This window comes from Arthrobacter sp. ISL-95 (assembly GCF_018613695.1).
Classification (GTDB): Bacteria; Actinomycetota; Actinomycetes; order Actinomycetales; family Micrococcaceae; genus Arthrobacter.
Map to the genome: position 1 here is coordinate 120,031 of NZ_JAGGPR010000012.1, position 25,177 is coordinate 145,207.

The window sequence follows — 25,177 nt, forward strand, 5'->3', positions numbered from 1 at the left end:
ATGCCCGCTCGGGCGTCATGCGGCTGGCTCCTTGGCTACCATCTGCCGCAACAGTCCGGCGCTTTGCGTGGGGGACAATCCCGGCAGGTAGGCCGAACCCACCGCGATGCCGATGGACGGTAAGGCCAACGGGTCCTGGTAGTACATGTAGAGGGTCCTGTGTTCAGGCTGGAACCTTGATTTGAAAGCGGCCAAGGATTTGAAGCCATACATGGGTTCCAGGGCGTTCCCGAGCAGCGCAAGGACACGGTCAAGGGTACTGCGGTCTTCATCGCCGGCACCGGCTCCTGCATTGGCGAGCGGTGAGCCGGACAAGGAGATTTGGGGTACTTCTTCTTTGAAGTGAGTTACGGCGGAGGCGATGAGGAACTCCATGACGCCCTTGAAACCTGTGGTGCGGCGGCGCATGAAGTCCAAGGTCCACCCTGAGATGACCCCGGCGTTGAAGACCGGGAGCCAGCTGGTGACCCCATGGACCAATCCGTCGTCATCCACAGCCACGCAGCAGAGCACCTCGGGATCTTTGAGCTCGCTCAAGCCACCCAGAGTGAACCCCATCTCAGGAAGTGCTTTATCAGCCACCCATTCTTCGGAAATCTCAGCCAGCTGCGCCCTGATTCCCGGCGGCATCTCAGGATAGGGGTACCAGTGATCCTTGATGGAGAGCTTGTCTGCGCGGTTCAGAGCGGTCCGGACGTTCTGCCATTCCTTTCCTTTGAACGTCATGGCTTGGACGTTGAGGAGTGTCTCTTCGGCCACTTCCAGTTTCCTGAAGCCATGGGGGAACAGCGGGATATCCAGCTCTGCGGTCGCTGAATAGAAGCACGGGATCAGGCCCAGGTTGGCGCAGTGTTTGACGAAACCCGTAGCGGCCTCGCTGTGGTGTTCGCTGGCGCCAAACGGACCGGCCACGGTGAGGGCAACCCCGTTATGGACCTGATAGGCAACTCCAGCCTTCCTGTCCGGGGTGAACCAGTACTGGTTGTTGTCCCAGAGCGTCATCCAGGACAGGGTGCCGCCGCCATCGTGCAACAGCTCCCTGGTGTGCCCCAGGTCTGCTGCCGGATCGGTGGCCAGCATTCTGAACCGCCGGAAGTTGTTCAGCACCAGCACAAGAATGCAAAGCCAAATGAGGTCCCCGCCAAGGCCGTAGAGCACAGTGCTCAGCAGGCCTTGGGGCAGGGCCACCACGAAGGGGACAGGGAAAGGAACCAGGATGTGAGTCAGCTGTCCGGCGAGGTCCAACAGGGTGGAGCTGCCGGGGTTGCCTTCGACGAACCAGAAGATCGCATAGAAGATCACGGCGGCCATGGCGAGGATGAGCGACGTCCGGCCCAGAACCCGGTATCCGGCGTCGCTGGACTCGACGCGGAACTTATGTCGGTTTATCAGAAGCAGCGCCGCGATGATGACAGGGGCGAGGACTGCGGGGACCGCGTACAGCAGAAGGTACGCGAAGTCGTCATCGTCCAACGTGACCCCCGGATCTGTCACGTACTGGACGATGGACAGGACGGTCACAGCTGCCAGATACAGCTGGATAACAAGCGTCAGCCGGTATGCCAGCCGCCGGCCGCGCCTCAGTCCCTCGGCGCAGACAAGTAACAGCAGCACAGGAATCAGAGTGAGGATGGCCGCGCCGAAGCTCTGGACGCCCACGATGCTCTGCAGGCTGACGCAATTGTTGTCGTTATTGCACGCTTCCTGAACCTCATCGGCGTCGGGACTGGCCTGGAGCATTACCTCGGAAACTACGGACAGCGGCCCGATTTCCCACGTTCCGGTCAGTTGTGTGAGCAAAGGCCCCACCGCGAAGACGCCCACTACGGTGCCCACCAGGAAACGTGTTTCGCGAAGGCTTGAGGAATGCAGCGATCCTGCCCGGCGGCGTAGGGCCAGCGACTGGACGGCCCAACCTGCCAGGATGCCGATCACGGCCCCGGCCAGGGCTTGCAGGGTTTGGGCGACTCCTACAAACAGGACAAACATCAGCGTGGCGGCCAGCAACCACGTCCTTAGGCGCCGACGCCACAGGGCCTCAAGCGCCGCCGTCGAGCATCCCAACGCCGCTGCAGCGCCACCATAGGCACCCACCACATATTCGCCGCCAAGGAAACTGAGCCATTGGTCGCTGGCATCCGTTCCAAAGGTTACGAGCACCACAAGTACCAAGGCGCTGACGGCTGAACCGGCAACGAATGCAGCCAGTGCCAGCCAAGGGCCCATGACCCGTTCGGCGATGCCCACGCCCACCAGGATCGCCGCGGTGCAGGCCACATAGTCGAGCAAGGAGGAGGCGAAGAACGCCGAGGTGAAGATTGACCACCAAGGTCCTGGCTCCACGGCCAAACCAAGCCCCACTTGGTCCAACAGCTCTTGGCCGGGACCGTTGATGAGGCTACCGGAAATGGCTCCGAGCACCCAGAGGAGCACCACCAGGGCCAGCGTCACTGGCAACCTCCGCAGGGTGGCGAGGCCCCGTGCACTGCCCCGAAAAACGACGGCCGAGCTCATGTGATGTCCCCTTCACCGGTTCAAGCACCGGTTACCCCGGCTGGCCACCATTCTGCCCTGCGGTAGGCAGTTAGGGGAGGGTTTGGTGATTGCCGACGTCGGCGGGTCGCCCGCAAAGGCCGGTCTAGTCCCGCTTCCAAGGGCCGGGATTCACGCGATACAGAACAGCAGCGCCGATCACGGCACCCAAGAGGGCACCAAACAGGGCACTCCCGGCAGCGCGGCCAAGAAGAGCACCGGCGACGGCGCCAAGCAAGGCACCCAGGAAGAGGCCCCGGCCGTTGCGGTGCGGTTTTTTCGTCATGGTCACAGCCTACGGGGCCGGTTCTAATGAATGGACGGAACAGACCGGGGCCGGACAACCAACCACAGAGCGGCAATGGCGCCCGTGATGCACGCGGCCATGACGGCGCCCATGGGCACAGCTGAGCTGACGCCAAGCCAACCGACAACCGGCGGGACAATGCCGGCCATCATGAACTGGGACGCGCCCAGGAGCGATGCAGCGGTGCCTGCTTGTGCACCATGCTTGGCCAGGGACAGGACCTGAACGCACGGGAACATGAAGCCGGTGGCGCAAATGTAGAACCACAATGGGATGAGAATGCCCCATAAACCCACGTGGAACAGGTCAAGGGCCACAATAAGGAGGGCGGTGAAAAGCATGAAGACTGTTGCCCCGGCCACAATCCACTGTGGAGCTACCCGTCTGATCAGGCGCGAGCTGATCTGCACGCCTGCCACGATGCCTAAGGAGTTGATGCCGAACAGGAGGCCGTATTCCTGCGGCGAGAAGCCGTAAATGTTCTGGAAAAGAAAGGTGGAAGCTGAGAGGTAAGCGAAGAGTCCACCGAAATTCAGGCTTCCCACGAGTACCATGCCCACAAAAATCCTGTCCGTCAGGACGGTCTTATAGCGTTGACCTACGGAGGCAGTGGATTTTCCCCGCTGTTCAGCCGGAAGTGTTTCCCGGATGAAGAAGATCGAAGCAAGTATGACCAGTAGCCCGTACGCGGCCAGGAAGTAGAAGATGCCCGGCCAAGGGAACACCAGCAGCAATTGGGATCCGATGACCGGGGCAAGGATGGGGGCCAGGCCGTTGACCAGTGACATCCGTGAGAACATCCGGACCATGGAGTAACCGTGGAAGAGATCCCGAACCATGGCCATGGCCACTACGCCGCCTCCGGCAGCACCGATTCCCATGAGCACGCGGAACAGGGACAGCATCCCGATGTCTGTGGCCAGCGCCGCACCCAGCGATGAACCGATGTGCACAGCAGTCGCCAGAATGAGCGGAAGCCGGCGTCCCACCTTGTCACTGAATGGTCCCACCAGCAGTTGGCCGAGCCCGAAGCCAACCGTTGTGCCGGTCAGCGTGAGCTGGATTGCCGCCGCCGAGACATCAAAACTCTCTTCCAAAGCGGGGAACGCCGGAAGATAGAGGTCGATGGTGAAAGGACCCAAGGCCGTCAGGGCGCCCAACAGGAGAATGTAGACAAGTTTTTCGCGTCGGCTCAGAGAATCGCCCGGAGCAATGGGAGAGGTCACGATCATCTATCCTATGGCCCGGATCATATTTATTGGACGTATGACGGGCGCGCCGGGGCCTAATCCCGAAAGTTCAGCAGGAACCTGAATGATAGCTTTGAGAACAGGTGTACGCGGGGATCGTTTTCCACCGCGTACGCCCTACACGATGCCCAGAGGAAGCAGTTAGGCGGAACCCATGAGTGGACGTCACACCGGCCGGCCCAGTCAAGGACCAGCCATTCGTACTTTGCCGAAGACCCTCAAGCTCGTAGCAAGGCTGGCTCCGAGGCAACTCAATGACGAAATCGCCCTTGCGAAGGTTGAGCTCAAGCGAAAAGCCACACAGGTCGGCATCGCCGGCGCCTTCTTTGGAGTCGCGCTTGTCTTCCTGGCGCTCCTGGTCATCGCGCTGGTGGTCGCAGCGATCTTGGGCTTGGCCACCATCATGCCCGGCTGGCTGGCGGCTCTGATTGTTGCGGCGTTCTTCCTGGTGATTGTGGCAATCGCGTCCTTGATAGGCATAGCCAAGTTCAAGAAGGCCATGCCCCTGGTCCCGGAGGACACCATCCGGGGGATCAAACATGATCTCGGAATCGCCAAGGAAGGCTCTGACTTCGACGAGTCCATCCTTGATCCCAACTCGCCCGCCGCGAAGGCAGCCAAGGCTGAAAAGGAAGCGGCCGCTGAGAAGGCCAAGGCAGAGAAGGCCGCCAAGGAAGCCGCCAAGGAAGCCGATGCCGTCAAGGCGCCCACCGAAGCTGAGCTTCGCTCGCGCCTGAAGCGCCGCCGTGAACACCTCACGGGCGTTCGCGACGAGCTCGGTGAGCAGCTGGACGTCAAGAAGCAAGGCCGGGCTTTCCTCCAGAGCGCCAACGGAAAGTTCCAGGAGAGCAAGGAATTCGCTGCAGCGAAGTTTGCCGAACTCGAAGACTCCGTACCTGAGAGCCTCACCGAACGGCTTGCCGCCCGGTGGAAGGACCTCGCTGCGTTTGCCACGGCTGCGGTGGTCTTCGTTGTTGCACTGCGGAAGTTGCTGAAAAAGTAGCAGCCAGCGGCGCCAACAAACGCTGAAGACGAGAAAGGGGGACAGGATGAGATTGATCGGAGCTGGGTCGCACCCCGACCGGCCGCAGGTTGATCACGACCTCATCTTCACTGTCCCCAACATCCTCACAGTTCTTCGCTTCATGGGCGTGCCGCTGTTTGTCTGGCTCGTCCTGTCCGAGCAGGAATACGGTTTCGCGGTCTTGGTACTCGTCATCATGGGCAGCACCGACTGGGTGGATGGCTACATTGCCAGACGCTTCGATCAGACCTCCAAGCTTGGGCGGATCCTGGATCCCATGGCAGACCGGGCCGCACTGCTGGCTGTCGCCTTCACACTGGCGATTGCCGGCGTCGTGCAGTGGTGGTACCTGGCCGCGCTGTTGGTGCCGGACGCCGTCCTGGCCATTGCATCCCTGATCTACTTCCGGAGCCACCCGGACCTTCCCGTGAGCATCATTGGAAAGATCCGCACTGGGCTACTGCTGATCGGTACGCCGTTACTGGTCCTGTCCAAGTTGCCCGTTGCTTTTACCGACGTCTACTTCGTGGCCGCTTGGACGTTCCTTGGCCTCGGCCTGGTCGGCCACTGGGTAGCGGCATATAACTACTTCTGGGCCATCTTGCGTAAGGGTAAAGAACTGAAAACCGACGACGGCGGACGAGGCTGATGGTCTGGCTGGCAGTTTCCCTCGCGCTGCTAGGCGCTTTTTTCCTCGCCATTGGCGCCCAACGGCAAGGCAGCGCGGTCAAAGCGGACACTGGTGGCCTTGCGCTCAGTTCCAACGGGTTCCTGCGTCTCCTGCGCAACCCGCGGTGGATGCTTGGCCTGCTGTTCCTGACCCTCGGAATGGTGCTGAATGCCATCGCCTTGGTGTCCGCGCCTCTGACCGTGGTGCAACCGATCGGTGCCATTGCGCTGGTCATCACCACCGTGGTCAACGCCAAGGACCAGGGCCTGAGCATCAACCGTGCCACGGTGGTGGCCATCAGCGCCTGTGTTACTGGTTCGGCGTTGTTTGTGCTCCTTGCCGTTAACGTCACGCAGGAGAACCACCACGTCAATGCTGAGGATGAACTGACCATTGTTCTCTTGCTGGCGCTTGCCGTGGGGATTTTTGGAGCACTCGCCGTCTTGTTCAAACACAGGATGAGTGCCTTCATTTACATTTTGGGGGCCGGTGTCCTGTTCGGTTTCGTTGCAGTCCTGACCCGCATCATCGGCAAGCACCTGCTCGATCCCAACGGTATGTTCCTGCTCAACGTTCAGTGGTACACCCTGATAGCTATTGTGGCCGCCGGGGGACTGGGCTCCTGGTTCGTCCAGAGTGCCTATTCCGGCGGTCCACCTGACCTGGTGATCGCCGGTCTGACCGTGATCGACCCCATGGTGGGCATCGCAATCGGCATTGTGATCCTGGGTGAGCTTCGTCCCGATGTCCACGCCGTGATGGCCATCGCCATGGCCGCGGCCGCTACGCTTGCTATCGTGGGGGTTATTGCCCTGAGCCGGCACCATCCGGAAGTCACCAAGCGCAAGAAGGACGCGAAGGCGGCTGCCAGCCGGAAGGCCCAAGGCAAAGCTTGACCTTGCGCCACCGCTATTGCGGGCGGCAACCCGGCGACACCGCAGCATTGCCTCAAGAAGTGCTGTCCGCACCGTGACCATCAGGAGTTCTCCACGTGACCATTCCCGACACCACCAAGCCCCTCACTCTTTTGATTGCCGCGGATACGTACCCGCCGCACGTCAACGGTGCCGCCCAGTTCGGCTACCGCCTGGCCAAGGGGATGACGGCGCGCGGGCACAACGTGCACGTGTTGGCCTGCCGTCCGGACACGGGCAAGAGCTACACCGAGTTCCGCGACGAAGCCACCGTTCACCGGCTCCGCTCCCACGGCGTCTTCACCCACGAGTACTTCCGTATTTGCTTCCCGTGGGAAATCAAGAAGGAAATCAGCCTTCTTTTCGACAAAGTCCAGCCGGACGTCGTTCACATCCAGAGCCACTACATGATTGGCGAGCAAGTCCTCTACGAGGCTGTTAGGCGCGGCATCCGGATTGTGGCCACCAACCACTTCATGCCCGAGAACCTCAACCCGTTCCTTCCCTTCCCGCAGTGGTTCAAGGACATTGTTGGCCGGATTTCGTGGAAGGACATGGGCAAGGTCATGAGCCAGGCGGATGTGGTCACCACGCCCACGCCGCTCGCGGCCAAGGCCATGCATCAGCACGCTTTCCTGCGTAAGGTCCTGCCCCTTTCCAACGGCATCGACTCGTCGGCGTACGAGCTGCAGCCGGGTGAAATGATCGAGCGGCACGCCAACCCGACGGTCCTGTTCGTGGGCCGGCTTGCCGAAGAAAAGCACATCGATGTGCTGATCGATGCCGTGGCCAAGACCCCGCGCGAACTGAACGTGAACTTGGAAATCGTGGGTGGCGGCGAAGTCCGTCCTGCCCTTGAAGCTCAGGTCGCGAAGCTTGGGCTAGGGGACCGGGTGCGGTTCCTCGGGCTGGCGAGCGACGAGGACCTGCGGGATGCTTACATCAAGGCCGATATCTTCTGCATGCCCGGGACAGCCGAGCTTCAGTCACTGGTGACGTTGGAGGCCATGTCTGCTTCCACCCCGGTGCTGCTGGCCAACGCCATGGCCCTGCCGCATCTGGTCCGTGACGGGGAGAACGGCTACCTCTTCACCCCCAACGACAGCAACGAGCTTGCGGGCAGAATCACCCAGCTCGTTGAGCTTCCCCAGGATGAACTCGAGGCCATGGGTAAGCTCAGCCGCGAGATGGTGGAGCCACACAGCATCAACGGCACCCTCCAGACCTTCGAGGACCTCTACCGGGGTGCTACTTACGAGGACATGGTGGTGTGACAAAAGCACTCCCCGGCACCTATTAGAATTGCTGGAGTGCTTTGCCCGGAACCGCTGCTTTGCGGTGGCCGGACCGGGCATCAAGGGGCTATAGCTCAGCTGGTTAGAGCGCGGGACTCATAATCCTAAGGTCCTCGGTTCAAGTCCGAGTAGCCCTACATTTCACGCGGGAGCCGTGGCCGACGATTCATCTTCGTCGGCCACGGCTCTTTTGCGTTCCCCCATCGATGCGGTATGTTACTCATCAGTAACTTAGTTTTGGTCGCAGGTGACCACCCTTGAAGGAGCGAATATGTCCAACGCTGCATTCGACGCCAGCAACCTTCCGTATGCCGACGGCGACTTCTACGCTTTTGAGCAGATGCTGACTGGAAAAGAGCAGGACCGCCTGGCGGAGGTCCGCGAATTCCTCGCCCGCGAAGTCAAGCCCATTGCCGTGGATTGCTGGAACCGTGGCGAGTTCCCCATGGACCTCATTCCAAAGCTGGGCGAACTGGACCTTGTCAGCCCCGTTCGCCGGCAGGGGTACTCCAACCTGTTCGCCGGAATGCTCCACGCTGAAGTTACGCGCGCTGACGCCTCGATTGCTACGTTCATGGGCGTCCACGACGGCCTGTTCACAGGTTCGATCGAGGCCCTCGCATCGCAGGAACAGAAGGATGCCTGGCTGCCGGACATTTACTCCCTGAAGAAGATCGGCGCTTTCGGGTTGACTGAGCCCTTGGGCGGCTCGGACGTGGCGGGTGGAACGCGCACCACGGCCAAGCGCGACGGCGACACCTGGATTCTCAACGGCGCCAAGCGCTGGATCGGCAACGCCACCTTCTCAGACTGGGTGGTCATCTACGCCAAGGACGTTGCGGACAACCAGGTCAAGGCCTTCCTGGTGGACACCACTTTGCCGGGCTACTCGGCCAGCAAAATCGAGAACAAGATCTCCCTGCGAACAGTGCAGAACGCTGACATCGTTTTGGATAACGTTGTGGTGCCGGACTTCTTCAAGCTGGCCAACGGCAACAGCTTCCGCGATACCAACAAGGTCCTCAAGGTCACCCGCCTGGCAGTGGCTTGGCAGGCCGTTGGGCTGCAGATGGCAGCGTTCGATGTTGCCCGCAGCTACGCCGTGGAGCGTCAGCAGTTCGGGCGCCCGTTGGCCGCTTTCCAGCTGGTGCAGAACCAGTTGGTTCAGATCCTCGGGAACACCGTAGCCTCCATGGGCATGATGGTTCGTCTGGCCCAACTCGAAGACGCTGGTGTAGCCAAGGACGAGCAGTCGGCTCTGGCGAAGGCTTTCACTACGGCACGCATGCGCGAAAGCGTTGCCCTGGGACGCGGCATCCTGGGTGGCAACGGAATCGTCACGGACTACGGAATGGCCAAGATCTTCTCAGACGCCGAGGCCATCTATTCCTATGAGGGCACGCACGAGATCAACACCTTGGTGACAGGCCGTGCCATCACGGGTGTTTCGGCCATCGTCTAGAACGCTCGCGGTCGCGGTGGGGACTCGAGGGCGGAGACTCTCAGAGGCGCGGACTCAAGGGTGGGGACTCGGGCTTGGTGGTGCTCAGTACAGCGGCAGCAGGATGGACGGCCGCATGTCCTCCACGAAGCCCAGTGGATTGACGTAGTCCTCGCCCCGCCGCACGCCCCAGTGCAAGCAGGTGGCACTGCTGCAATGACCGGGTTCCATGGTGCCGATGACCTGCCCCTTGCGCACGGTGTCACCGGATTTCAGTTCGCTGGTCACTGGCTCGAAACTGCTCTTGAGTCCACCGCCTTGATCGATTGTGAGCACGGGACGGTCAACCACGACGCCGGCAAACGTCACCACGCCATCAGACGGCGAGGTGACCGGTGCGCCGTCGGACGTTGGCCCTAAGTCCACACCCCGATGCCCGCTGAGCCACGGTTTGTCCGGCGGCTCGAACGTCCGCAGGACGGAAGGCATGGGGGAGAGCGGCCAGCTCCACGAAGCCGAGGCCGGGGCAGGGGTGCTCGCGCTGCCCGCGAAGATGGTGGCAGTTAGAAGTGTGGTCAAGGTGAGCTTCAAAACGGTCATGGAATCAGCTTTCCGGGACAGACTCTGCTGCGCGATGCGCTGGTTGCCGTATGTGGATAACGCGTGGGTTCCCGCGGTCAAACCCGTGAGGTCGCTGTAGTACACTTGGTGGAGCAGTTTGCTGTGCCCTCAAGCTTGTTCAGGAGCATGTCTCATTCAGATATGTGAGGGTCCCAGGCTGACTACGCGTATCCAGCCCTCCACCAGTGAAGCCTCATGGCTTTGTGCTGCGGAGGATTGCGCCTCTTGCGGTCCGGCTGAGCTTAGGCTCCATGCCGGATGAGAAGTGCAATGGATGCCAGGAGCCACGCCCATCCGGGCAAAGGCTAAACAACCGTCAACTATTGGCAGGGTAAGAGCGGCCCCGTGGGCTCTCTCATGAATGACCTGCCGGAAGGAGCGTCGGCATGCCCGTCGTAACTATGCGCCAGCTGCTTGACAGCGGCGTCCACTTTGGACACCAGACCCGTCGTTGGAACCCGAAGATGAAGCGCTTCATCTTCACGGAGCGCAACGGCATCTACATCATCGACCTCCAGCAGTCGCTGTCCTACATCGACCGCGCTTACGAGTTCGTCAAGGCTACTGTCGCTCATGGCGGCACCGTCCTGTTCGTTGGCACCAAGAAGCAGGCTCAGGAAGCAATTGCCGAGCAGGCTACCCGCGTTGGCCAGCCGTACGTCAACCAGCGTTGGTTGGGCGGTATGCTCACCAACTTCCAGACCGTCGCCAAGCGTATCCAGCGCATGAAGGAACTCGAAGAGATCAACTTCGACGACGTCGCCGGTTCGGCTTACACCAAGAAGGAGCTCCTGCTCCTCAAGCGTGAACTCACCAAGCTTGAGTCCAACCTCGGTGGTATCCGCAACCTGACCAAGGCTCCCTCGGTTCTCTGGGTTGTTGACACCAAGAAGGAACACCTTGCTGTTGACGAAGCCAAGAAGCTGAACATCCCCGTTGTTGCCATCCTGGACACCAACTGCGATCCCGACGAAGTTGACTTCCCGATCCCGGGTAACGACGACGCCATTCGCTCCGTCAACCTGCTCACCCGCGTTGTTGCTGACGCCGTAGCTGAGGGCCTCATCGCCCGCAACCAGCGCGCAACCGGCACCACCGAAGCTCCGGAAGAGCCGCTGGCTGAGTGGGAGCGCGAGCTCCTCGAAGGCAGCAAGGCCGAAGAAGCAGCGGCAACCGAGGCTCCTGCAGCAGAAGCTCCTGCAGCAGAAGCTCCCGCAACTGAGGCTCCCGCAGCTGAGGCTCCCGCGGCAACTGAAGCTGCAGCCGGCGAAGCCGAAGAAGCCAAGTAAATCTGGACCTTCCCTGACGCTGGAGACGGCGTCGGGGGCAACTGACAGGATGGCGGCTCACATGGTGGGCTGCCGTCCTGTCAGTCCGTAAACACACAAAATTTCTAGACAGAGGGGTTCACATGGCGAACTACACTGCTGCTGACATCAAGGCCCTGCGCGAGCGCACCGGCGCCGGCATGATGGACGTCAAGAAGGCTCTTGACGAAGCCAACGGTGACGCCGAGAAGGCCATCGAGATCATCCGCATCAAGGGCCTCAAGGGTGCTACCAAGCGCGAAGGCCGTTCCACTGCTGAAGGCCTGGTTGCTGCCAAGGTCAACGGCGGCGTTGGCGTAATGATCGAGGTCAACTGCGAAACTGACTTCGTTGCCAAGGCTGACAAGTTCATCCAGCTGGCTGACAAGGTTCTCAACGTTGCAGTCGAGTCCGGCGCAGCCGACCTCGAAACCCTGCTGGCCACCGAGGTTGACGGCAAGCCGTTGTCCGAGGTTGTTGTCGAAGAGGGCGCAGTCCTCGGCGAGAAGGTTGTTGTCCGCCGTATCTCCCGCGTTGAGGGCACCACGGTTGACGCCTACCTGCACAAGACGTCCAAGGACCTCCCGGCCCAGGTTGGCGTTCTGTTCGCTGTTGACGGTGAAGGCGAAGCCGCTGCCACCGCCGCTCACGACATCGCCGTGCACGTTGCAGCCATGGCTCCGAACTACCTGACCCGCGACGACGTCCCGGCCGAACTGGTCGAGTCCGAGCGCCGCATCGCGGAAGAGACTGCTAAGGCTGAAGGCAAGCCCGAAGCTGCTCTTTCCAAGATCGTGGAAGGCCGCGTGACGGGCTTCTACAAGGGTGAAGTTCTGGTTGACCAGGCTTTCGCCAAGGATTCCAAGAAGACTGTTGCACAGGTCCTCGAAGAAGCCGGCGTCAAGGCAACCGCAGTAACCCGTTTCCGCGTAGGAAACTAGTACTACATGAAAAGGGGTGGTCACTTCGGTGGCCGCCCCTTTTTCATGCACCCGTCCGGGTAGTACCCGCGCGGACCCACAGCACGATAATCTAGCCAGAGTCCACCAACGGGAAGGCACCATGGAAACCGTCAACACTGCTATCCAGCCCGAGAAGACCCGTCGACGTGTACTTCTGAAACTTTCCGGCGAGGTCATCGGCGGAGGCAAGCTCGGCGTCGATCCTGAGACAGTGCGCGCCATCGCCAAGCAGATCGCGGCTGCGGTCACCGAAGTCGAAGTGGCAATCGTTGTAGGCGGGGGCAACTTCTTCCGCGGCGCCGAACTGTCGCAAAGCGGCATGGACCGCTCCCGCGCAGACTACATGGGCATGCTGGGCACCGTGATGAACTGCCTGGCCCTGCAGGACTTCCTGGAGCAGGCCGGAGTGGAAACCAGGGTGCAGAGTGCCATCACCATGGGCCAGGTTGCAGAGGCCTACATTCCGCGCCGTGCAATCCGCCACATGGAAAAGGGCCGCGTTGTCATTTTCGGTGCTGGCGCCGGACTGCCCTACTTCTCCACCGATACCGTAGCGGCGCAGCGCGCCCTTGAAGTGCACGCCGACGTGGTCCTCATGGCCAAGAGCGGTGTGGACGGCGTCTACACCGCAGATCCCAAAAAGGACCCTATGGCCGAGAAGCTGGATGTCCTCAGCTACGACGACGCCTTGCGCCGCGACATCAGGGTCATGGACCAGACCGCAATGACCATGTGCAAGGACAACAGCCTTTCCATGGTGGTCTTCGGGATGGAGGGCGAGGGCAACGTTACCCGTGCCATCCTCGGCGAAACGCTGGGAACCCTGGTTACTCCCTAGCAAGGGCTAGGATATTTCTAGGACCGTCCGCCCATAGTGGCGGATCTTTACTGTGCATTGCTTTACTGTGCATTGCCGCCTGAAGTTGGGCAGCAACTATTTCTGAGGAGAAACCCGTGATCGAAGAGACCTTGCTCGAAGCCGGCGAGAAGATGGACAAGGCGGTGGAGGTAGCCAAGGACGATTTCGCCTCGATCCGTACTGGCCGGGCCAACCCCGCCCTCTACAACAAGGTGATCGTCGAGTACTACGGCACGCCTACTCCGCTGCAGCAGCTGGCCTCTTTCGGCGTGCCGGATGCCCGGACCATTCTGATCACCCCTTACGACAAAACCGCATTGCGTGACATCGAGAAGGCTCTGAGCGACTCCGAAGTTGGAGCCAACCCTTCAAATGATGGCAACGTCATCCGCGTGACCATTCCGGAGCTCACCAAGGAGCGCCGCAAGGAGTACGTGAAGATCGTCAAGGGCAAGGGTGAGGACGCCAAGGTTTCCATCCGCAGCATCCGCCGCAAAGCCAAGGATTCCCTGGACAAGCTCGTCAAGGACGGCGAAGCCGGTGAAGACGAGGGTGCACGTGCTGAGAAGGAACTCGACGTCCTGACCAAGCAGCACGTTGACAGCATCGACGAACTGCTGAAGCGCAAGGAAGCCGAGCTGCTCGAGGTCTGATGAACCAGGCTGAGCCGGCGCCCGCTGAGCGGGTCCCGACACGCGATACCCCCAAGCGCGTCAGACGCGTGCGGAAGAACCCCACACCCAAGGCAGGCCGGAATCTTCCGGCCGCCATCGGCGTCGGGCTTGCCATGCTTTTGGCCGTATTGGGCGGCTTGCTTTTTCTCCCGTTGGGATTCGTCCTCCTCACTACCGCTTTCGCGGTGCTGGGTGTTTGGGAGGTTTTCAGGGCGCTTGAGGCGCAGGGGACCCGGATGCCGATCGTCCCCGTGATGATCGGCAGTTTGGTGATGCCGGTATCGGCCTACTTCGGCGGGCTTGAAGGTTTGCTGTTCACGATGACGGCGAGCTCAGTGGCCGTCTTACTGTGGCGCTCCATCGAGAGTGCTGCAGGGGCCCCGCGAAGCGTGTTCGCCGGTGTTTTCACCCTGGCGTGGATACCTTTCCTCATTAGTTTTGCATCCCTGTCCCTGCACACCGCCAGCGGGCCGACTCCTGTGGGTTTTTGGTCGGACGGGATCCCCGAAGGCGCATGGCAGATCGCCTCCATGCTGCTGTTGGTGGTTTCCAATGACACGTTCGGGTACATCGTTGGGGCTACCTTCGGGAAGCACCCCATGGCCCCCAAGATCAGCCCCAAGAAATCGTGGGAGGGCTTCGCTGGTTCCGTTGGCGGGGCCATGCTCATAGGCGTCCTTGCGTGTATCTTCCTGCTGGACAGGCCTTGGTGGATGGGGCTTGTGCTTGCAGTGGGCATGGTGGCCGCAGCAACCGCCGGAGACCTGGCGGAGTCCATGGTGAAGCGCGAACTTGGCGTGAAGGACATGAGCAGCATCCTGCCCGGCCACGGCGGCGTGATGGACCGCCTGGACTCCATCGTGTTCGCAGCCCCTGTAGCCTATGTTCTGTTCGCGCTGCTGAGCGGCGTCTGACAACCCAATGAAGGAAAACTAGTGGCCTTGGATATTCGACGCCAGATTCCCGCAACGTTCGATCGCGTGGAGCGCAGCAAGTACGGCTATAACGCCAAGCAGGTGGACGAGTTCCTCCAGCGCGCCCGGTCATCGTTTGAGAACCCCGTAGGCACGGCGGACCAAGTGGCCAGTGTGGATGTCAGGGCTGTGGCTTTTGACCCTGTCAAGGGTGGCTACGATGCCAACAGCGTTGATGCCGCACTGGACCGGCTGGAGGACGCATTCGCGCGCCGGGAAAGGGACGACCTCATCAGCCAGCAGGGCGAGGAAGCCTGGCTGCGGCAGATCGGCAAGCTCTCCGGCATTCTCCGTGGCAGGCTTCACAGGCCCGACGGCGAGCGGTTCCGCCGCCCGTCCGGGAAAAGAACCCGCAGCTATAACGCCCAGGATGTCGATGATCTGTGCGCCGAACTCATCGGATACCTCGAGCACGATCAAGCCCTGAGCGTGGACACCGTGCGGCGGGCTGTTTTCCGTGCCGCAAGGGGAGCTGAGGGCTATGAGGAAGCTCAAGTGGACGCGTTTCTGGCCCGTGTTGTAGAACTCATGGCGGCTATCGACTGAGCCCCCGCCCTATCAGATGGTGGGAGAAATTGGTTGATTATTCTTCCACACGTCCAGATATCGTCGATGCCCTCGGGTCAGCGATGTGCCGAAAAATGCCAGCGCGGCCACGACCGCAACGGGTACAGCAGCAATGGTGGGAAGCCCGGCGGTCAACATTGCCGAGCCGAGCAGCAAGGCAAGCAGGGCTGAGTTTACGAATCCCATGAACACCATGCTGCTGCCAGCTACTTGGCTGAAATCGGTGCGCCCGCCAAGGAAGTAGTAGGTTCGTTTCGCCCCCGGCTCATCGTCGTGGTGGCCGGCCATGAGGTATGGGCGGATCCCGGGATCCAGGTCAATATAGGCGGCCCGCAGGCGGTTCATGGCCAGGACATACATGAGGTCCTCCATGCCCACGCTCATCACACGGATATGGGTGAGCAGGCCAACTACCAGATCGATGGACAGGACGGTCAGCGCAAAGGCCCTGAAGGCATCTGAAAACTGCGTGGCGTTACCCACCAGTGCCACGCTCAGCAGGCTTGCCGACGTAAAGGTCAGGAACATGCTGATACGGGTAAGGACTTCGCCTTGGGTGGTGCTCCTTGACGCCAGCAGGCTCCAGTGTTCCGTGGCCAGCAATTGCGCGCGGACGCTGGGAGACAACTCCGGTGTGGGCGACGGCGGCTCTGGACTTGCCGCGCCCGGTTCCTCGGACATGGCGCAATTGTCCACCTTGCGGGGGCAACGGACAACGCCTTGCGGCCGCTACCTCTCTGTCGCTACTGGCCTCTCCGGCACATGCAGGCGCGACATCACGCGGTTTACGGAGGCCGGGACGCGGTTCTTGGTCATGATCGAAACGGTCACGGTCACCGCGAAGGCAGCCGGTACGCTCCACGCTGCAGGCTGAGCCAGCCACGCAGGCGCATTCCCGGGGCCCATGAGAGTGCCGGCCACCATGGCGCCGCCGCAAAGGAACGCCCCGGTGACCATGCCGGCGACGGCGCCCGCATCGGTCAGCCCGCGCCACCAAATCCCCAGCAGCAGCAGCGGGCAGATGGTGGATGCCGTGAAAGCAAAGACCAGGCCAACGCTTCCGGCCAGCGCAAGGGTGTCAGTCATCAACGCGAATCCCAAAGGCACGACGGCGGCGAGTACCGCAGCGAGGCGGAAGCCCCTGACGCTTCCTCCAAAGAGGTCCTGGCTGATAACGCCGGACAGCGAAACAACCAGCCCGCATGTGGTGGACAGGAACGCTGCGAAGGCTCCGGCCACCACCAGGGCGGAGAGGAGGTCGCCGGCCATGCCTCCAACGAGTTTGCCGGGCAGCAGCAAGACCAGTGCATCTGCTTGCCCGGACTGTGCCAGCTCTGGTGCAAACATCCTGCCGAGGGCTCCGGAGAGCGTAGGAAAGAGATAGAAGACGGAGAGCAGCCCCAGCACAATCAACGTTGTCCGGCGGGCTGATTGGCCATCCGGGTTGGTATAGAACCTCACTAGGACGTGCGGGAGGCCCAAGGTTCCGAAAAGCAACGCAACCAGGAGTGATATGTGTTGGTAAACCCCTGCAGCACCTTGGCCGGTGGGATTGACGGGCAGTGGCGCCTGCGGTTGTGTGCCGTTGCCGGCCAGCACTAACAGGACGAAAATCACGGGCACCGCCAACGCAGTCAGTTTCAGCCAGTACTGGAAGGCCTGAACAAATGTGATCGAGCGCATTTCACCTGCGGCCACCGTCAGGCACACAACCACCACTACCGCCGTCGAGCCTACCCACGACGGCAGGCCGGTGGTGATCCGGATGGCGAGCGCTGCGCCGTGGAGTTGCGGCACGATGTACAGCCAGCCAACGGCCACCACTACCAGGCTGGTCACCCGGCGGACCAGCTTGGAGTCCAACCGCGCTTCGGTGAAGTCCGGAATGGTGTAGGCACCGGAGCGACGCAGGGGAGCGGCCACGAAGAGCAGCAGCATGAGGTACCCGGCGGTGTAGCCCACGGGGAACCAGAGTGCGTCGGTTCCTGAAAGCAGGATCAGCCCTGCGACGCCCAGGAAGCTGGCTGCGGAGAGGTACTCGCCGCCGATCGCCGAGGCGTTCCACCACGGTGGGACAGTTCGTGAGGCTACATAGAAATCCCCGGTTGTCCGTGAGATGCGCAGGCCGTAGAAGCCAATGACCGCCGTTGCGAGGGAAACGGCGAGGAAAGCGAAGAGGCCAACGGCGGGGTTCACTTGTCCTCCACAAGGTCCCGGTAGCGCGCCTCATTGCGGGCCGCTGCACGATTGTAGAGCCAGGCGCTGAGCCCGATCACGGGATAGATGCCGGCTCCCAGCACCAGCCAGTCCAAGGGGATTCCGGCAATTCTGGTCTCCGCCACCCCAGGCCCGTAGACCAGGAAAAGTGCAATAACGCCGAGGATAATCAGGAACCCGCAGGCCACTACCAAGGCCAACCGTAACTGGGATCGGATCAGGGAACGGATGAAGATCCGTCCGGCGTCGGAGTCTTCGGTGACCTCCCGGGGGTAAGGCAACCTGCCCGGTGCGGCCGTGGCAGATTGACGCGGGGCCGTGACGCGGACGCGTGTCATCCTTGCGGCCGGATGCGGGTGGAGTGCAGCTTGTCCCTGACCGATGGCAGGTGCCTGCGGCTGATGGGCAGTTCAGCTCCGGCTACCGCAACGCTGGGCCCCGTCGCGGAAAGCTTGAGGTGTTGTACATGGTTCAGGGCGATGAGGTACGAGCGATGGATCCGGATGAACCCGGCGTCTGCCCATTTTTGTTCGAGATCGCTGAGGGGTACCCGGATCAGGTAACTGGCTTCGGCGGTGTGCAGTCTTGCGTAGTCTCCCTGAGCCTGCACGTAGGTGACGTCGTCGCGGCGGATCATGCGCGTGGTGCTGCCGAGGTCCACCGTGATCATCTCCGGAGCGGGTGTCCCGTCCTTGATGAGTTCACTGATGCGGTCCACGGAACGCGAAAGCCGTTCCGCCCTGAGGGGTTTCAGCAAATAGTCGACCGCGGCGAGGTCGAAGGCTTCCAGCGCGCAGTCTTCATCTGCGGTGACGAACACGACGGCGGGCGGATGGCTGCTGCGGGAAATGGCGCGTGCGATGTCCAAGCCGGAGAGCGCCGGCATGTGGATATCGAGGAAGACAGCGTCCACGGACTCTGTTTCCAAGGTCCGCAGCGCTTGGGCACCGGACGATGCCCGGTGGATGGCGCCTATGCGCTCATCCCGGCCCAGCAGGAAGGCGAGCTCCTCCACGGCGGGCAGTTCGTCATCGGCGACGAGCACGTTGATCATGATTAATAGAGTAACCGCAGCCTCAGGCGTCGTGATCGGGCTGAGATTTGGGCACCCGCATGGTGATCATGGTCCCTTCGCCCGGCGCCGTGTCGATGACAAGCCCGTGCTCGTCCCCATAAACCTGCCGGAGGCGGGCATCCACGTTACGAAGACCCACGTGGTCGCCGTCAGTGTGTCCGGCGAGTACTGACCGCAGATGCTCCGGGTCCATGCCCACACCGTCGTCTTCAATGGTCACTTCGGCGAACGCGCCTGAATCATTCGCGCAGATGGTGATGTGCCCCGGGCCTTCCTTGGCCTCCAATCCGTGCCGGACCGCGTTCTCCACCAGTGGTTGAAGGCTGAGGAACGGGATGACCGTGCTGAGGACTTCGGGAGCGATCCGCAGGCTCACTTGGACCCGCTCGCCGAACCTGGCCCGTTCCAGCAGGAGATAGCGATCTATGCAGCGCAGTTCCTCCGCCACGGTGGTGAAGTCCCCGTGCCGCCGGAACGAGTACCGGGTGAAATCGGCGAATTCGACCACGAGCTCCCTGGCCCGCGCCGGATCAGTGTTGATGAATGAGGCAATGGCATTCAGCGAGTTGTAGATGAAGTGTGGGCTGATCTGCGCACGGAGTGCCCGGACCTCAGCTTCCATCAGGAGGGTGCGCGAAGAGTCCAGCTCTGCAAGCTCCAGCTGCGCGGCAATCCAGTCGGCCACCTCGCTGGTGGCTCTTACCAGCCCGGCCCCTGCCGCAGAATCCAGTGCAGCCACTGAACCAACCACCTTGGATCCGGCCCGGATCGGTGCGATCACAGCGCTGAACTCGTTGTGTCCATGATCGGAGGTGCCGGAAAGACCGGCGCGGGACACCACTACAGTGCGGCCAGTGGTCAGAACTTCCGCGGCGAGCCGCATCAGTGTTGGCCGGAGTTCCTCAGCAGTACCGTCCCAGGCGAGCACAGCGTCCGTGTCCGTGATGGCCAACGCGTCGCAGCCCAAAAGGACTCGCAGTTGCTTGCTCGCCTTGGCTGCTCCGGCGGGGTGGAGGCCGCCGCGAAGATGCTGCCCTGCCCTGGAAGCTGCATGAAGTGTGTTGTAGGTTGCGCGTTCGGCGTCCGTGCCAAGGTCGCGGAACGATCGGATCACCTTGAGGCCCACACCCGCCACGACGGCGACTGCCAGCACGATCACGGCGATCGCGGCTGCGGTGAATAGCGGGGAATCGGGCATGAGGCCAGCGTAGCCGCACGTCAGCCCGTTGCCCTGATTCTCCCTCGCAGGCCACCGTTTGGCGCAGCGTCGCAACCGCTGGGCGATGGCAGTCAATGATTCTCTGGATCAGGTACCGTACCGCGTTCGATAGTGATTGCAGTCACATTGGCAAGGTGTGTGGAGCTGATGTGGACACATCACAATCAGGAGGAACCATGGGTAATGAGGCCCAACCCCAGGACGCGACAGCGTCCGTGGACTTCCAGGAAGTCCAGCAGACGGAACGGTTCAAGACATTGCGCAAGCGGCACCGCAGCTTTGTCTTCCCGATGGCAGTGGTATTCCTGCTCTGGTATTTCGCTTACGTTCTCTTGGCCGCCTATGCAGTGGACTTCATGTCCATCAAGGTCTGGGGCAACATCAACGTTGGCCTGCTTCTGGGGCTGCTGCAGTTTGTCACCACCTTCGGCATTACGGCTTGGTACGTGAGCTACTCCAACAGGAAGCTGGACCCTATCGCTGCTGAAATCCGCAACGAGATCGAGGGCCGCGAATTCGATAAGGGCGGCAATATGAACAGCGGGGTAACCAAATGAACGCCATGGTCCCGGCGGCAGTCAACGTCGAAGCCCTGAAAGACACCACACTGCTCAACATGGGCATCTTTGCCCTCTTCGTAGCTGTCACCATGGTGATCGTCTTCCGTGCGAGCCGGAACAACAAAACCGCGGCCGACTACTATGCGGCCGGCCGATCATTCACCGGCTCCCAAAACGGTACGGCAATCGCCGGCGACTACCTTTCGGCGGCTTCCTTCCTCGGCATCACCGGCGCCATTGCCATCAACGGCTACGACGGGTTCCTGTACTCCATCGGCTTCCTTGTTGCCTGGCTGGTGGCCTTGCTCCTGGTGGCTGAGCTGCTCCGCAACACCGGCAAATTCACCATGGCTGACGTCCTGTCCTTCCGCCTGCGACAGCGCCCCGTGCGAATTGCGGCGGCCCTGTCCACCTTGGCGGTTTGTTTCTTCTATCTCCTCGCCCAAATGGCGGGTGCGGGGAGCCTGATTTCACTCCTGTTGGGCATCAGCGACTGGGGTGGTCAAGCCTTGGTGATCATCGTCGTCGGCGCCTTGATGATCATGTACGTACTGATCGGCGGTATGAAGGGCACCACCTGGGTGCAGATCATCAAAGCCATTCTGCTGATCGCAGGCGCAGCCGTCATGACAGCCATGGTGCTCGCCATCTACGGGTTCAACCTCTCCAGCCTCTTGGGGTCCGCAGCTGAGGCTGCCAACAACCCGGCCGTCCTGAACCCCGGCCTGCAGTATGGCAAGACAGAAACGTCCAAGCTCGACTTCATGTCACTGGGCCTTGCACTGGTCCTGGGGACCGCTGCATTGCCTCACGTGCTGATGCGGTTCTACACCGTCCCCACAGCCAAGGAAGCCCGCAAGTCCGTTGTCTGGGCCATTTGGCTGATTGGCCTGTTCTATCTCTTCACCCTGGTGCTGGGCTACGGAGCAGCAGCCCTGGTGGGTGCAGAGACCATCAAGTCCGCACCCGGCGGCGTCAACTCCGCAGCACCCCTGCTGGCCTTCCACCTGGGTGGCCCGCTGCTCCTGGGCTTCATCTCGGCAGTCGCCTTCGCCACCATCCTGGCGGTGGTGGCCGGCCTGACCATCACTGCGGCAGCATCCTTCGCGCACGACATTTACGCCAATGTCATTGCCAAGGGCAAAGCAGACGCGGTCACCGAGGTGAAGGTAGCCCGACGGACGGTGGTGGTGATCGGCGTCCTGGCCATCCTCGGAGGCATCTTCGCCAACGGTCAGAATGTTGCCTTCCTGGTGGCGCTGGCCTTCGCTGTAGCAGCATCGGCGAACCTGCCCACCATCGTTTACTCCCTGTTCTGGAAGAAGTTCACCACCCAGGGAGCGGTGTGGAGCATGTACGGCGGCCTTGCTGCGGCCATCTTGCTGATCACGTTCTCACCCGTGGTTTCCGGCGCCAAGACCTCAATGATCCCGGGAGCAAACTTCGCCCTCTTCCCGCTGAGCAACCCTGGAATTGTGTCCATCCCGCTGGCCTTCTTCCTCGGCTGGCTCGGAACCGTCCTGGACAAGCGGCGCGAAGATCCAGCAAAGCAGGCGGAGATGGAAGTACGCTCGCTGACCGGCGTTGGTGCTGAAAAGGCGGTAGACCACTAACCTCTGCCGCGCCATCACAAAGGGCTCCTCCTGCGAATAGTTGCAGGAGGAGCCCTTTGTGGGACGCTTACTTCTTCAAGCTCAGCCACTCATTCAACTGCTCCAGCGGCCAGGTGGTAACAATCCGTTCCTTCGGCACGCCCAGGGCTTCGGCCCGTTCCGCACCGTATTGCAGGAAATCGAGCTGGCCGGGTGCGTGGGCGTCGCTGTCGATGCTGAAAAGGCAACCGGCGTCGAGGGCCATATTGATGAGGTTATCCGGTGGATCCTGGCGTTCGGGCCGGGAGTTGATTTCTACCGCGACACCCCACTCTGCGCATTCCTTGAAGACTGTGGCGGCATCGAACTCGGACTCGGGTCTGGTGCCGCGGGAACCTTGGACCAGGCGGCCGGTGCAATGCCCCAGAACGTTGGTGTGCGGGTCGCTGATGCCGCCCAGCATTCGTGCAGTCATGGTCTTTTTATCAGATCGAAGCTTTGAGTGGACGCTTGCCACCACCACATCCAAGCGGTCCAGCATGTCCGGGGTCTGGTCCAGGGCTCCGTCTTCAAGGATGTCCACCTCGATTCCTTTGAGCAATCGGAAGCCATCCTGTGAGTCGTTGATACCGTCCACTACACCCAACTGTTTCTCCAGCCGTTCCACGCTCAGGCCATTGGCGATGGTGAGGTTGGGGGAGTGGTCCGTCAGGGCAAGATACTCGCGCCCGAGGGTGCGGGCTGCGGCAACCATGGCTTCGATGGGCGAGCCGCCGTCGGACCAGTTGCTGTGGCTGTGCAAGTCCCCGCGTAAAGCAGCCCGCAGAGTGTCGCCTCCGGTGGCCAGCGCTTCGGTGCCGCGCTCGCGCAAATCAGCCAGATAGTCGGGTACCCGGCCTTCCAAGGCTTGGGTGATGACTTCGGCGCTACGGTTGCCCACGCCTTTCAGACTGGTGATACGTCCTGATCCCACCAACTTCTTCAGGTCGTCGGGCGGAAGTTTCCGGGCGGCGTCGGCTGCTTTCCGGAACGCCTGGACCTTGAAAGTGGGAGCTTGGCTTCGTTCGAGCCAAAAAGAGATTTCGTCGAGCGCCTCAAGGGGATCCATGGCTCCATGATCCACGAACAAGGCGCACCATCAACAGAGGGCAGTGTTGATGGTGCGCCGTTCGGTCACCGCCAGCTAGTGGTGGTGACCCGGGTCCAGGGCGGGATTGGAGCCCTGGCCGTTTTCCTGGTGAGGTGCCTGGCCGTGCTCACCGTGCGGGACGGCGTGCTGGCCCGCCATCGAGGCAGCAAGGCCGGGAGTCGCAACTGTTGCAACAACGACGGCGGCTCCGAACGCGGCTGCCAGAAGCCGCCCGGTCCTTGGCTGGCCGTGGGCGCCGCCGTCGTTGGTCTTGAGCTGCCGCCTCAGCCAGCCAGCCCCGGCAAGTGCCATGAGCGTCAGGCCGAGGGCGGCAAAGTGGCTCACGTGCAGTGAGCGCTGGGTGCTGACTCCCACCACCGTCATTGCAAGGTGTGCAGTAGCAGTCAGGGCGAGGACAGGAAGCGCGTATCGGGCAAGGACCAGGGTGTTTCGGTGGAGCCCCCACAGCGACCAAGCCAAGAAAGCAAGGCCGCCTGCGAGGGTTGCCACTCCAGCGATCACCAAGCCGGGTGTCACCGTTTCAGTTCCGGTGAGGTATCCGGCTGCGAGGGAAAGCTCCACCATTCCGGCGGCCATTGCTGCGAAGTACACGAACAGCAGGGTCGCTGCGCTGAGCGTGGGGTGGTTTTTGTGTTCCATGGCTCTTGCCGTCCTCTCGGGATCAGCCGGTGACCGGTTTGTTGTTCAGAGACTGATCAGGCGTGCGCGGAAGCTACGGCGGCCTTGTCCTGGGACAGTGCAACGCCCAGCAGGACCACGGCGCTGGCCAGGTGGAGGACGTTGTCTGCGCCGTTGAGGGCGATGATGTTCAGCGAGGAACCCACCAGGAAGAGTCCGAGGATGCCTACCAGGAGGTAGACGCCACCCACAGTGGTGTTGACGCCCTTGGACAGCGTGACGCTGTTCATTCCGGCGTAGAGCAGTGCAGCGCCAATGGCCAAGTGGATGATGTTGTGAAGCGGGTTCACGGCGAAGATGATCAGGTTGGCGCCCTCGGTGGCGAAGAACCCGATTCCCGAGGTGACAAAAAATCCGAGCACGCCTACCAAGAGGTATACGGCTCCGAAGATGGTGGCGATCAAGCGATTGGGCGAAGTGCGCATGGTCCGAACCTTCCGGTGTTGGCCGGAGAACCGGCCGTCTTGATGAGCCCCGGCTGGGGCTCTCAAGCAGTGATTCGGACCATATGCGCAGGTGGATGGGTGGTGAACCGGATTATTTCCCGGAGGCCTAGGGACGGAGGCGTATGCTGCTCATCTTGAGATCGTCAGTGCCCTCGAAGATGTACTGGAGATCGATTTTCTTGCCGTCGCACTGCAAGGTGCCGCCCAGGTCGGCTTTGTTGTTTCCGTTTTCCGAGTTCACATTGACTGAGTTGTAGTTCGGCTTGCACGAGCTATCCAGGTTCAGGCTGGCAATGCCGTCCACGAATGACTGCTTGTCCAATTCGTCCTTCAGCGGCTGGCTCAAGTAGTTGTCATAGGCCTGTTCAGTCTGGCCGGAGACCACCAGGTTGGTGAATTCGTCCGCCAAGGACCTGGCCTTGGACGTTGCGTTCCCCACCAGGTTGACGAGCAGCAACACACCCACCACCGCCAGCACAATCACTCCCGCCACTACGCTCAGGATGATCCACAGCAGTTTCCGGTTCTTTTTCGGTGGCTGCTGGCCGTAAGGGCCCGGCTGGTACTGCCCGGGCTGGTTCTGGCCCGGGGCGTAGGGGTTCTGGCCTTGGGGGTAGGGGTTTTGGGCGTACGGGTCGGTGCCGGGCGCCGGGTACTGCGGGTTGCCTTGGGGAGAAGCGGACGACGGCGGCTGTTGCCACTGCGGGGAAGCTCCGGTCTGCGGGGGGTACCCCGGGCCGGGTGGAACCGGTGGCGGGTTCTGGCCCTGGTGATTCGGCTCGGGCTGGTTGGGTTGTTGCGGGTTGCTCACGGTAGTGCCCCTTTCGGCAGCCTTCGGCAGCG

26 protein-coding genes and 1 tRNA gene are annotated in these 25,177 nt (G+C 61.6%); 14 read left to right on the forward strand and 13 right to left on the reverse strand.

Annotated features, from left to right (window positions below; all coding sequences use genetic code 11):
- Nucleotides 1-15: 15 nt before the first annotated feature.
- The 3 genes from J7I86_RS16600 to J7I86_RS16610 form a co-directional block, all read right to left on the reverse strand.
- On the reverse strand, nucleotides 16-2,514 hold the full coding sequence (locus J7I86_RS16600; protein ID WP_214821554.1) for a bifunctional lysylphosphatidylglycerol flippase/synthetase MprF: 2,499 nt from the start codon (nucleotides 2,512-2,514) through the stop codon (nucleotides 16-18).
- A gap of 124 nt (nucleotides 2,515-2,638) precedes the next feature.
- The gene (locus J7I86_RS16605; protein WP_214821555.1) at nucleotides 2,639-2,818 is read right to left on the reverse strand and encodes a glycine zipper domain-containing protein; all 180 of its coding nucleotides are present in this window, start codon (nucleotides 2,816-2,818) and stop codon (nucleotides 2,639-2,641) included.
- Between the two features lie 23 nt (nucleotides 2,819-2,841).
- Nucleotides 2,842-4,071, reverse strand: coding sequence for a multidrug effflux MFS transporter (locus J7I86_RS16610; RefSeq protein WP_214821556.1), 1,230 nt, complete (start codon nucleotides 4,069-4,071; stop codon nucleotides 2,842-2,844).
- Between the two features lie 172 nt (nucleotides 4,072-4,243).
- Between J7I86_RS16610 and J7I86_RS16615 the strand changes: the two genes are divergently transcribed.
- The 6 genes from J7I86_RS16615 to J7I86_RS16640 all read left to right on the forward strand — a co-directional run bounded on the left by J7I86_RS16615 (nucleotide 4,244) and on the right by J7I86_RS16640 (nucleotide 9,454).
- Complete coding sequence (locus J7I86_RS16615; protein ID WP_214821557.1) at nucleotides 4,244-5,092, forward strand: phage holin family protein; 849 nt, start codon at nucleotides 4,244-4,246, stop codon at nucleotides 5,090-5,092.
- A 46-nt stretch (nucleotides 5,093-5,138) separates the two neighbouring features.
- On the forward strand, nucleotides 5,139-5,762 hold the full coding sequence (locus J7I86_RS16620) for a CDP-alcohol phosphatidyltransferase family protein (RefSeq protein WP_214821559.1): 624 nt from the start codon (nucleotides 5,139-5,141) through the stop codon (nucleotides 5,760-5,762).
- A complete protein-coding gene (locus J7I86_RS16625; protein ID WP_214821561.1) occupies nucleotides 5,762-6,679 on the forward strand; it encodes a DMT family transporter in 918 nt (305 codons plus the stop codon). The genes J7I86_RS16620 and J7I86_RS16625 overlap by 1 nt, the downstream gene beginning before the upstream one ends.
- Before the next feature lie 95 nt (nucleotides 6,680-6,774).
- Entirely contained in the window at nucleotides 6,775-7,971 is a 1,197-nt protein-coding gene (locus J7I86_RS16630) for a glycosyltransferase (RefSeq protein WP_214821563.1), read from the forward strand.
- An 84-nt stretch (nucleotides 7,972-8,055) separates the two neighbouring features.
- A tRNA-Ile gene (locus J7I86_RS16635) sits at nucleotides 8,056-8,129 on the forward strand.
- Between the two features lie 134 nt (nucleotides 8,130-8,263).
- Entirely contained in the window at nucleotides 8,264-9,454 is a 1,191-nt protein-coding gene (locus J7I86_RS16640) for an acyl-CoA dehydrogenase family protein (protein ID WP_214821565.1), read from the forward strand.
- A gap of 84 nt (nucleotides 9,455-9,538) precedes the next feature.
- Here J7I86_RS16640 and J7I86_RS16645 read toward each other — a convergent pair whose 3' ends face one another.
- Entirely contained in the window at nucleotides 9,539-10,033 is a 495-nt protein-coding gene (locus J7I86_RS16645) for a M23 family metallopeptidase (RefSeq protein ID WP_214821567.1), read from the reverse strand.
- A gap of 407 nt (nucleotides 10,034-10,440) precedes the next feature.
- Between J7I86_RS16645 and rpsB the strand changes: the two genes are divergently transcribed.
- From rpsB to J7I86_RS16675, 6 genes are all read left to right on the forward strand, one after another.
- Nucleotides 10,441-11,343: a 30S ribosomal protein S2 gene (gene rpsB, locus J7I86_RS16650; protein WP_214821569.1), complete on the forward strand. Its 903-nt coding sequence runs from the start codon at nucleotides 10,441-10,443 to the stop codon at nucleotides 11,341-11,343.
- 122 nt (nucleotides 11,344-11,465) lie between these two features.
- Nucleotides 11,466-12,302: a translation elongation factor Ts gene (tsf, locus tag J7I86_RS16655; protein ID WP_026541489.1), complete on the forward strand. Its 837-nt coding sequence runs from the start codon at nucleotides 11,466-11,468 to the stop codon at nucleotides 12,300-12,302.
- Nucleotides 12,303-12,423: 121 nt separating this feature from the next.
- Entirely contained in the window at nucleotides 12,424-13,161 is a 738-nt protein-coding gene (gene pyrH, locus J7I86_RS16660) for a UMP kinase (protein ID WP_214821571.1), read from the forward strand.
- A gap of 116 nt (nucleotides 13,162-13,277) precedes the next feature.
- Nucleotides 13,278-13,835: a ribosome recycling factor gene (gene frr / locus J7I86_RS16665; RefSeq protein ID WP_214821572.1), complete on the forward strand. Its 558-nt coding sequence runs from the start codon at nucleotides 13,278-13,280 to the stop codon at nucleotides 13,833-13,835.
- Nucleotides 13,835-14,770, forward strand: coding sequence for a phosphatidate cytidylyltransferase (locus J7I86_RS16670; RefSeq protein ID WP_214821574.1), 936 nt, complete (start codon nucleotides 13,835-13,837; stop codon nucleotides 14,768-14,770). The genes frr and J7I86_RS16670 overlap by 1 nt, the downstream gene beginning before the upstream one ends.
- A gap of 21 nt (nucleotides 14,771-14,791) precedes the next feature.
- Nucleotides 14,792-15,376, forward strand: coding sequence for a DivIVA domain-containing protein (locus J7I86_RS16675; protein WP_214821576.1), 585 nt, complete (start codon nucleotides 14,792-14,794; stop codon nucleotides 15,374-15,376).
- Nucleotides 15,377-15,388: 12 nt separating this feature from the next.
- Here J7I86_RS16675 and J7I86_RS16680 read toward each other — a convergent pair whose 3' ends face one another.
- Genes J7I86_RS16680 through J7I86_RS16700 form a run of 5 tightly spaced genes read right to left on the reverse strand, consistent with a single transcriptional unit; the run spans nucleotide 15,389 to nucleotide 19,887 of the window.
- A complete protein-coding gene (locus tag J7I86_RS16680) occupies nucleotides 15,389-16,078 on the reverse strand; it encodes a hypothetical protein (protein WP_214821578.1) in 690 nt (229 codons plus the stop codon).
- A gap of 48 nt (nucleotides 16,079-16,126) precedes the next feature.
- Entirely contained in the window at nucleotides 16,127-17,593 is a 1,467-nt protein-coding gene (locus J7I86_RS16685; protein ID WP_214821580.1) for a cation acetate symporter, read from the reverse strand.
- Complete coding sequence (locus J7I86_RS16690; RefSeq protein WP_214821582.1) at nucleotides 17,590-17,952, reverse strand: hypothetical protein; 363 nt, start codon at nucleotides 17,950-17,952, stop codon at nucleotides 17,590-17,592. Before J7I86_RS16690 ends, J7I86_RS16685 begins: the two co-directional genes overlap by 4 nt.
- Nucleotides 17,949-18,668 carry a LytTR family DNA-binding domain-containing protein gene (locus tag J7I86_RS16695; protein WP_214821584.1) on the reverse strand — a complete coding sequence of 240 codons (720 nt, stop codon included), beginning with the start codon at nucleotides 18,666-18,668 and terminating at the stop codon, nucleotides 17,949-17,951. The genes J7I86_RS16690 and J7I86_RS16695 overlap by 4 nt, the downstream gene beginning before the upstream one ends.
- 22 nt (nucleotides 18,669-18,690) lie before the next feature.
- Nucleotides 18,691-19,887 (reverse strand): sensor histidine kinase, encoded by a 1,197-nt coding sequence (locus J7I86_RS16700; RefSeq protein ID WP_214821586.1) that lies wholly within the window; start codon nucleotides 19,885-19,887, stop codon nucleotides 18,691-18,693.
- Nucleotides 19,888-20,084: 197 nt separating this feature from the next.
- On the opposite strand from J7I86_RS16700, the gene J7I86_RS16705 reads away from it, so the two are divergent.
- Nucleotides 20,085-20,465 carry a DUF485 domain-containing protein gene (locus tag J7I86_RS16705; RefSeq protein WP_214821588.1) on the forward strand — a complete coding sequence of 127 codons (381 nt, stop codon included), beginning with the start codon at nucleotides 20,085-20,087 and terminating at the stop codon, nucleotides 20,463-20,465.
- Complete coding sequence (locus tag J7I86_RS16710; protein ID WP_214821589.1) at nucleotides 20,462-22,081, forward strand: cation acetate symporter; 1,620 nt, start codon at nucleotides 20,462-20,464, stop codon at nucleotides 22,079-22,081. Before J7I86_RS16705 ends, J7I86_RS16710 begins: the two co-directional genes overlap by 4 nt.
- A gap of 67 nt (nucleotides 22,082-22,148) precedes the next feature.
- Here the strand turns inward: J7I86_RS16710 and J7I86_RS16715 are convergent, their stop codons facing one another.
- The 4 genes from J7I86_RS16715 to J7I86_RS22930 all read right to left on the reverse strand — a co-directional run bounded on the left by J7I86_RS16715 (nucleotide 22,149) and on the right by J7I86_RS22930 (nucleotide 25,145).
- On the reverse strand, nucleotides 22,149-23,168 hold the full coding sequence (locus tag J7I86_RS16715) for a PHP domain-containing protein (RefSeq protein ID WP_214821591.1): 1,020 nt from the start codon (nucleotides 23,166-23,168) through the stop codon (nucleotides 22,149-22,151).
- 75 nt (nucleotides 23,169-23,243) lie between these two features.
- Complete coding sequence (locus J7I86_RS16720; RefSeq protein ID WP_214821593.1) at nucleotides 23,244-23,849, reverse strand: hypothetical protein; 606 nt, start codon at nucleotides 23,847-23,849, stop codon at nucleotides 23,244-23,246.
- 56 nt (nucleotides 23,850-23,905) lie between these two features.
- Nucleotides 23,906-24,313, reverse strand: a complete 408-nt coding sequence (locus J7I86_RS16725; RefSeq protein WP_209757689.1) for a DUF4383 domain-containing protein — start codon at nucleotides 24,311-24,313, stop codon at nucleotides 23,906-23,908.
- 127 nt (nucleotides 24,314-24,440) lie between these two features.
- Nucleotides 24,441-25,145, reverse strand: coding sequence for a hypothetical protein (locus tag J7I86_RS22930; protein WP_309476746.1), 705 nt, complete (start codon nucleotides 25,143-25,145; stop codon nucleotides 24,441-24,443).
- Between the last annotated feature and the right edge of the window lie 32 nt (nucleotides 25,146-25,177).

What these genes read in the sequence shown, in the direction of transcription:
- J7I86_RS16710 (WP_214821589.1), top strand. Translation starts at nt 20,462, where the DNA reads ATGAACGCCATGGTCCCGGCGGCAGTCAACGTCGAAGCCCTGAAAGAC.
- J7I86_RS16615 (WP_214821557.1), top strand. Translation starts at nt 4,244, where the DNA reads ATGAGTGGACGTCACACCGGCCGGCCCAGTCAAGGACCAGCCATTCGT.
- tsf (WP_026541489.1), top strand. Translation starts at nt 11,466, where the DNA reads ATGGCGAACTACACTGCTGCTGACATCAAGGCCCTGCGCGAGCGCACC.
- J7I86_RS16695 (WP_214821584.1), bottom strand. Translation starts at nt 18,668, where the DNA reads ATGATCAACGTGCTCGTCGCCGATGACGAACTGCCCGCCGTGGAGGAG.
- J7I86_RS16680 (WP_214821578.1), bottom strand. Translation starts at nt 16,078, where the DNA reads ATGTCCGAGGAACCGGGCGCGGCAAGTCCAGAGCCGCCGTCGCCCACA.
- rpsB (WP_214821569.1), top strand. Translation starts at nt 10,441, where the DNA reads ATGCCCGTCGTAACTATGCGCCAGCTGCTTGACAGCGGCGTCCACTTT.
- J7I86_RS16620 (WP_214821559.1), top strand. Translation starts at nt 5,139, where the DNA reads ATGAGATTGATCGGAGCTGGGTCGCACCCCGACCGGCCGCAGGTTGAT.
- J7I86_RS16600 (WP_214821554.1), bottom strand. Translation starts at nt 2,514, where the DNA reads ATGAGCTCGGCCGTCGTTTTTCGGGGCAGTGCACGGGGCCTCGCCACC.
- J7I86_RS16640 (WP_214821565.1), top strand. Translation starts at nt 8,264, where the DNA reads ATGTCCAACGCTGCATTCGACGCCAGCAACCTTCCGTATGCCGACGGC.
- J7I86_RS16625 (WP_214821561.1), top strand. Translation starts at nt 5,762, where the DNA reads ATGGTCTGGCTGGCAGTTTCCCTCGCGCTGCTAGGCGCTTTTTTCCTC.
- J7I86_RS16610 (WP_214821556.1), bottom strand. Translation starts at nt 4,071, where the DNA reads ATGATCGTGACCTCTCCCATTGCTCCGGGCGATTCTCTGAGCCGACGC.
- J7I86_RS16715 (WP_214821591.1), bottom strand. Translation starts at nt 23,168, where the DNA reads ATGGATCCCCTTGAGGCGCTCGACGAAATCTCTTTTTGGCTCGAACGA.
- J7I86_RS16725 (WP_209757689.1), bottom strand. Translation starts at nt 24,313, where the DNA reads ATGCGCACTTCGCCCAATCGCTTGATCGCCACCATCTTCGGAGCCGTA.
- J7I86_RS16605 (WP_214821555.1), bottom strand. Translation starts at nt 2,818, where the DNA reads ATGACGAAAAAACCGCACCGCAACGGCCGGGGCCTCTTCCTGGGTGCC.
- J7I86_RS16645 (WP_214821567.1), bottom strand. Translation starts at nt 10,033, where the DNA reads ATGACCGTTTTGAAGCTCACCTTGACCACACTTCTAACTGCCACCATC.
- J7I86_RS16705 (WP_214821588.1), top strand. Translation starts at nt 20,085, where the DNA reads ATGGGTAATGAGGCCCAACCCCAGGACGCGACAGCGTCCGTGGACTTC.
- J7I86_RS16690 (WP_214821582.1), bottom strand. Translation starts at nt 17,952, where the DNA reads ATGACACGCGTCCGCGTCACGGCCCCGCGTCAATCTGCCACGGCCGCA.
- pyrH (WP_214821571.1), top strand. Translation starts at nt 12,424, where the DNA reads ATGGAAACCGTCAACACTGCTATCCAGCCCGAGAAGACCCGTCGACGT.
- J7I86_RS16670 (WP_214821574.1), top strand. Translation starts at nt 13,835, where the DNA reads ATGAACCAGGCTGAGCCGGCGCCCGCTGAGCGGGTCCCGACACGCGAT.
- J7I86_RS16700 (WP_214821586.1), bottom strand. Translation starts at nt 19,887, where the DNA reads ATGCCCGATTCCCCGCTATTCACCGCAGCCGCGATCGCCGTGATCGTG.
- J7I86_RS16720 (WP_214821593.1), bottom strand. Translation starts at nt 23,849, where the DNA reads ATGGAACACAAAAACCACCCCACGCTCAGCGCAGCGACCCTGCTGTTC.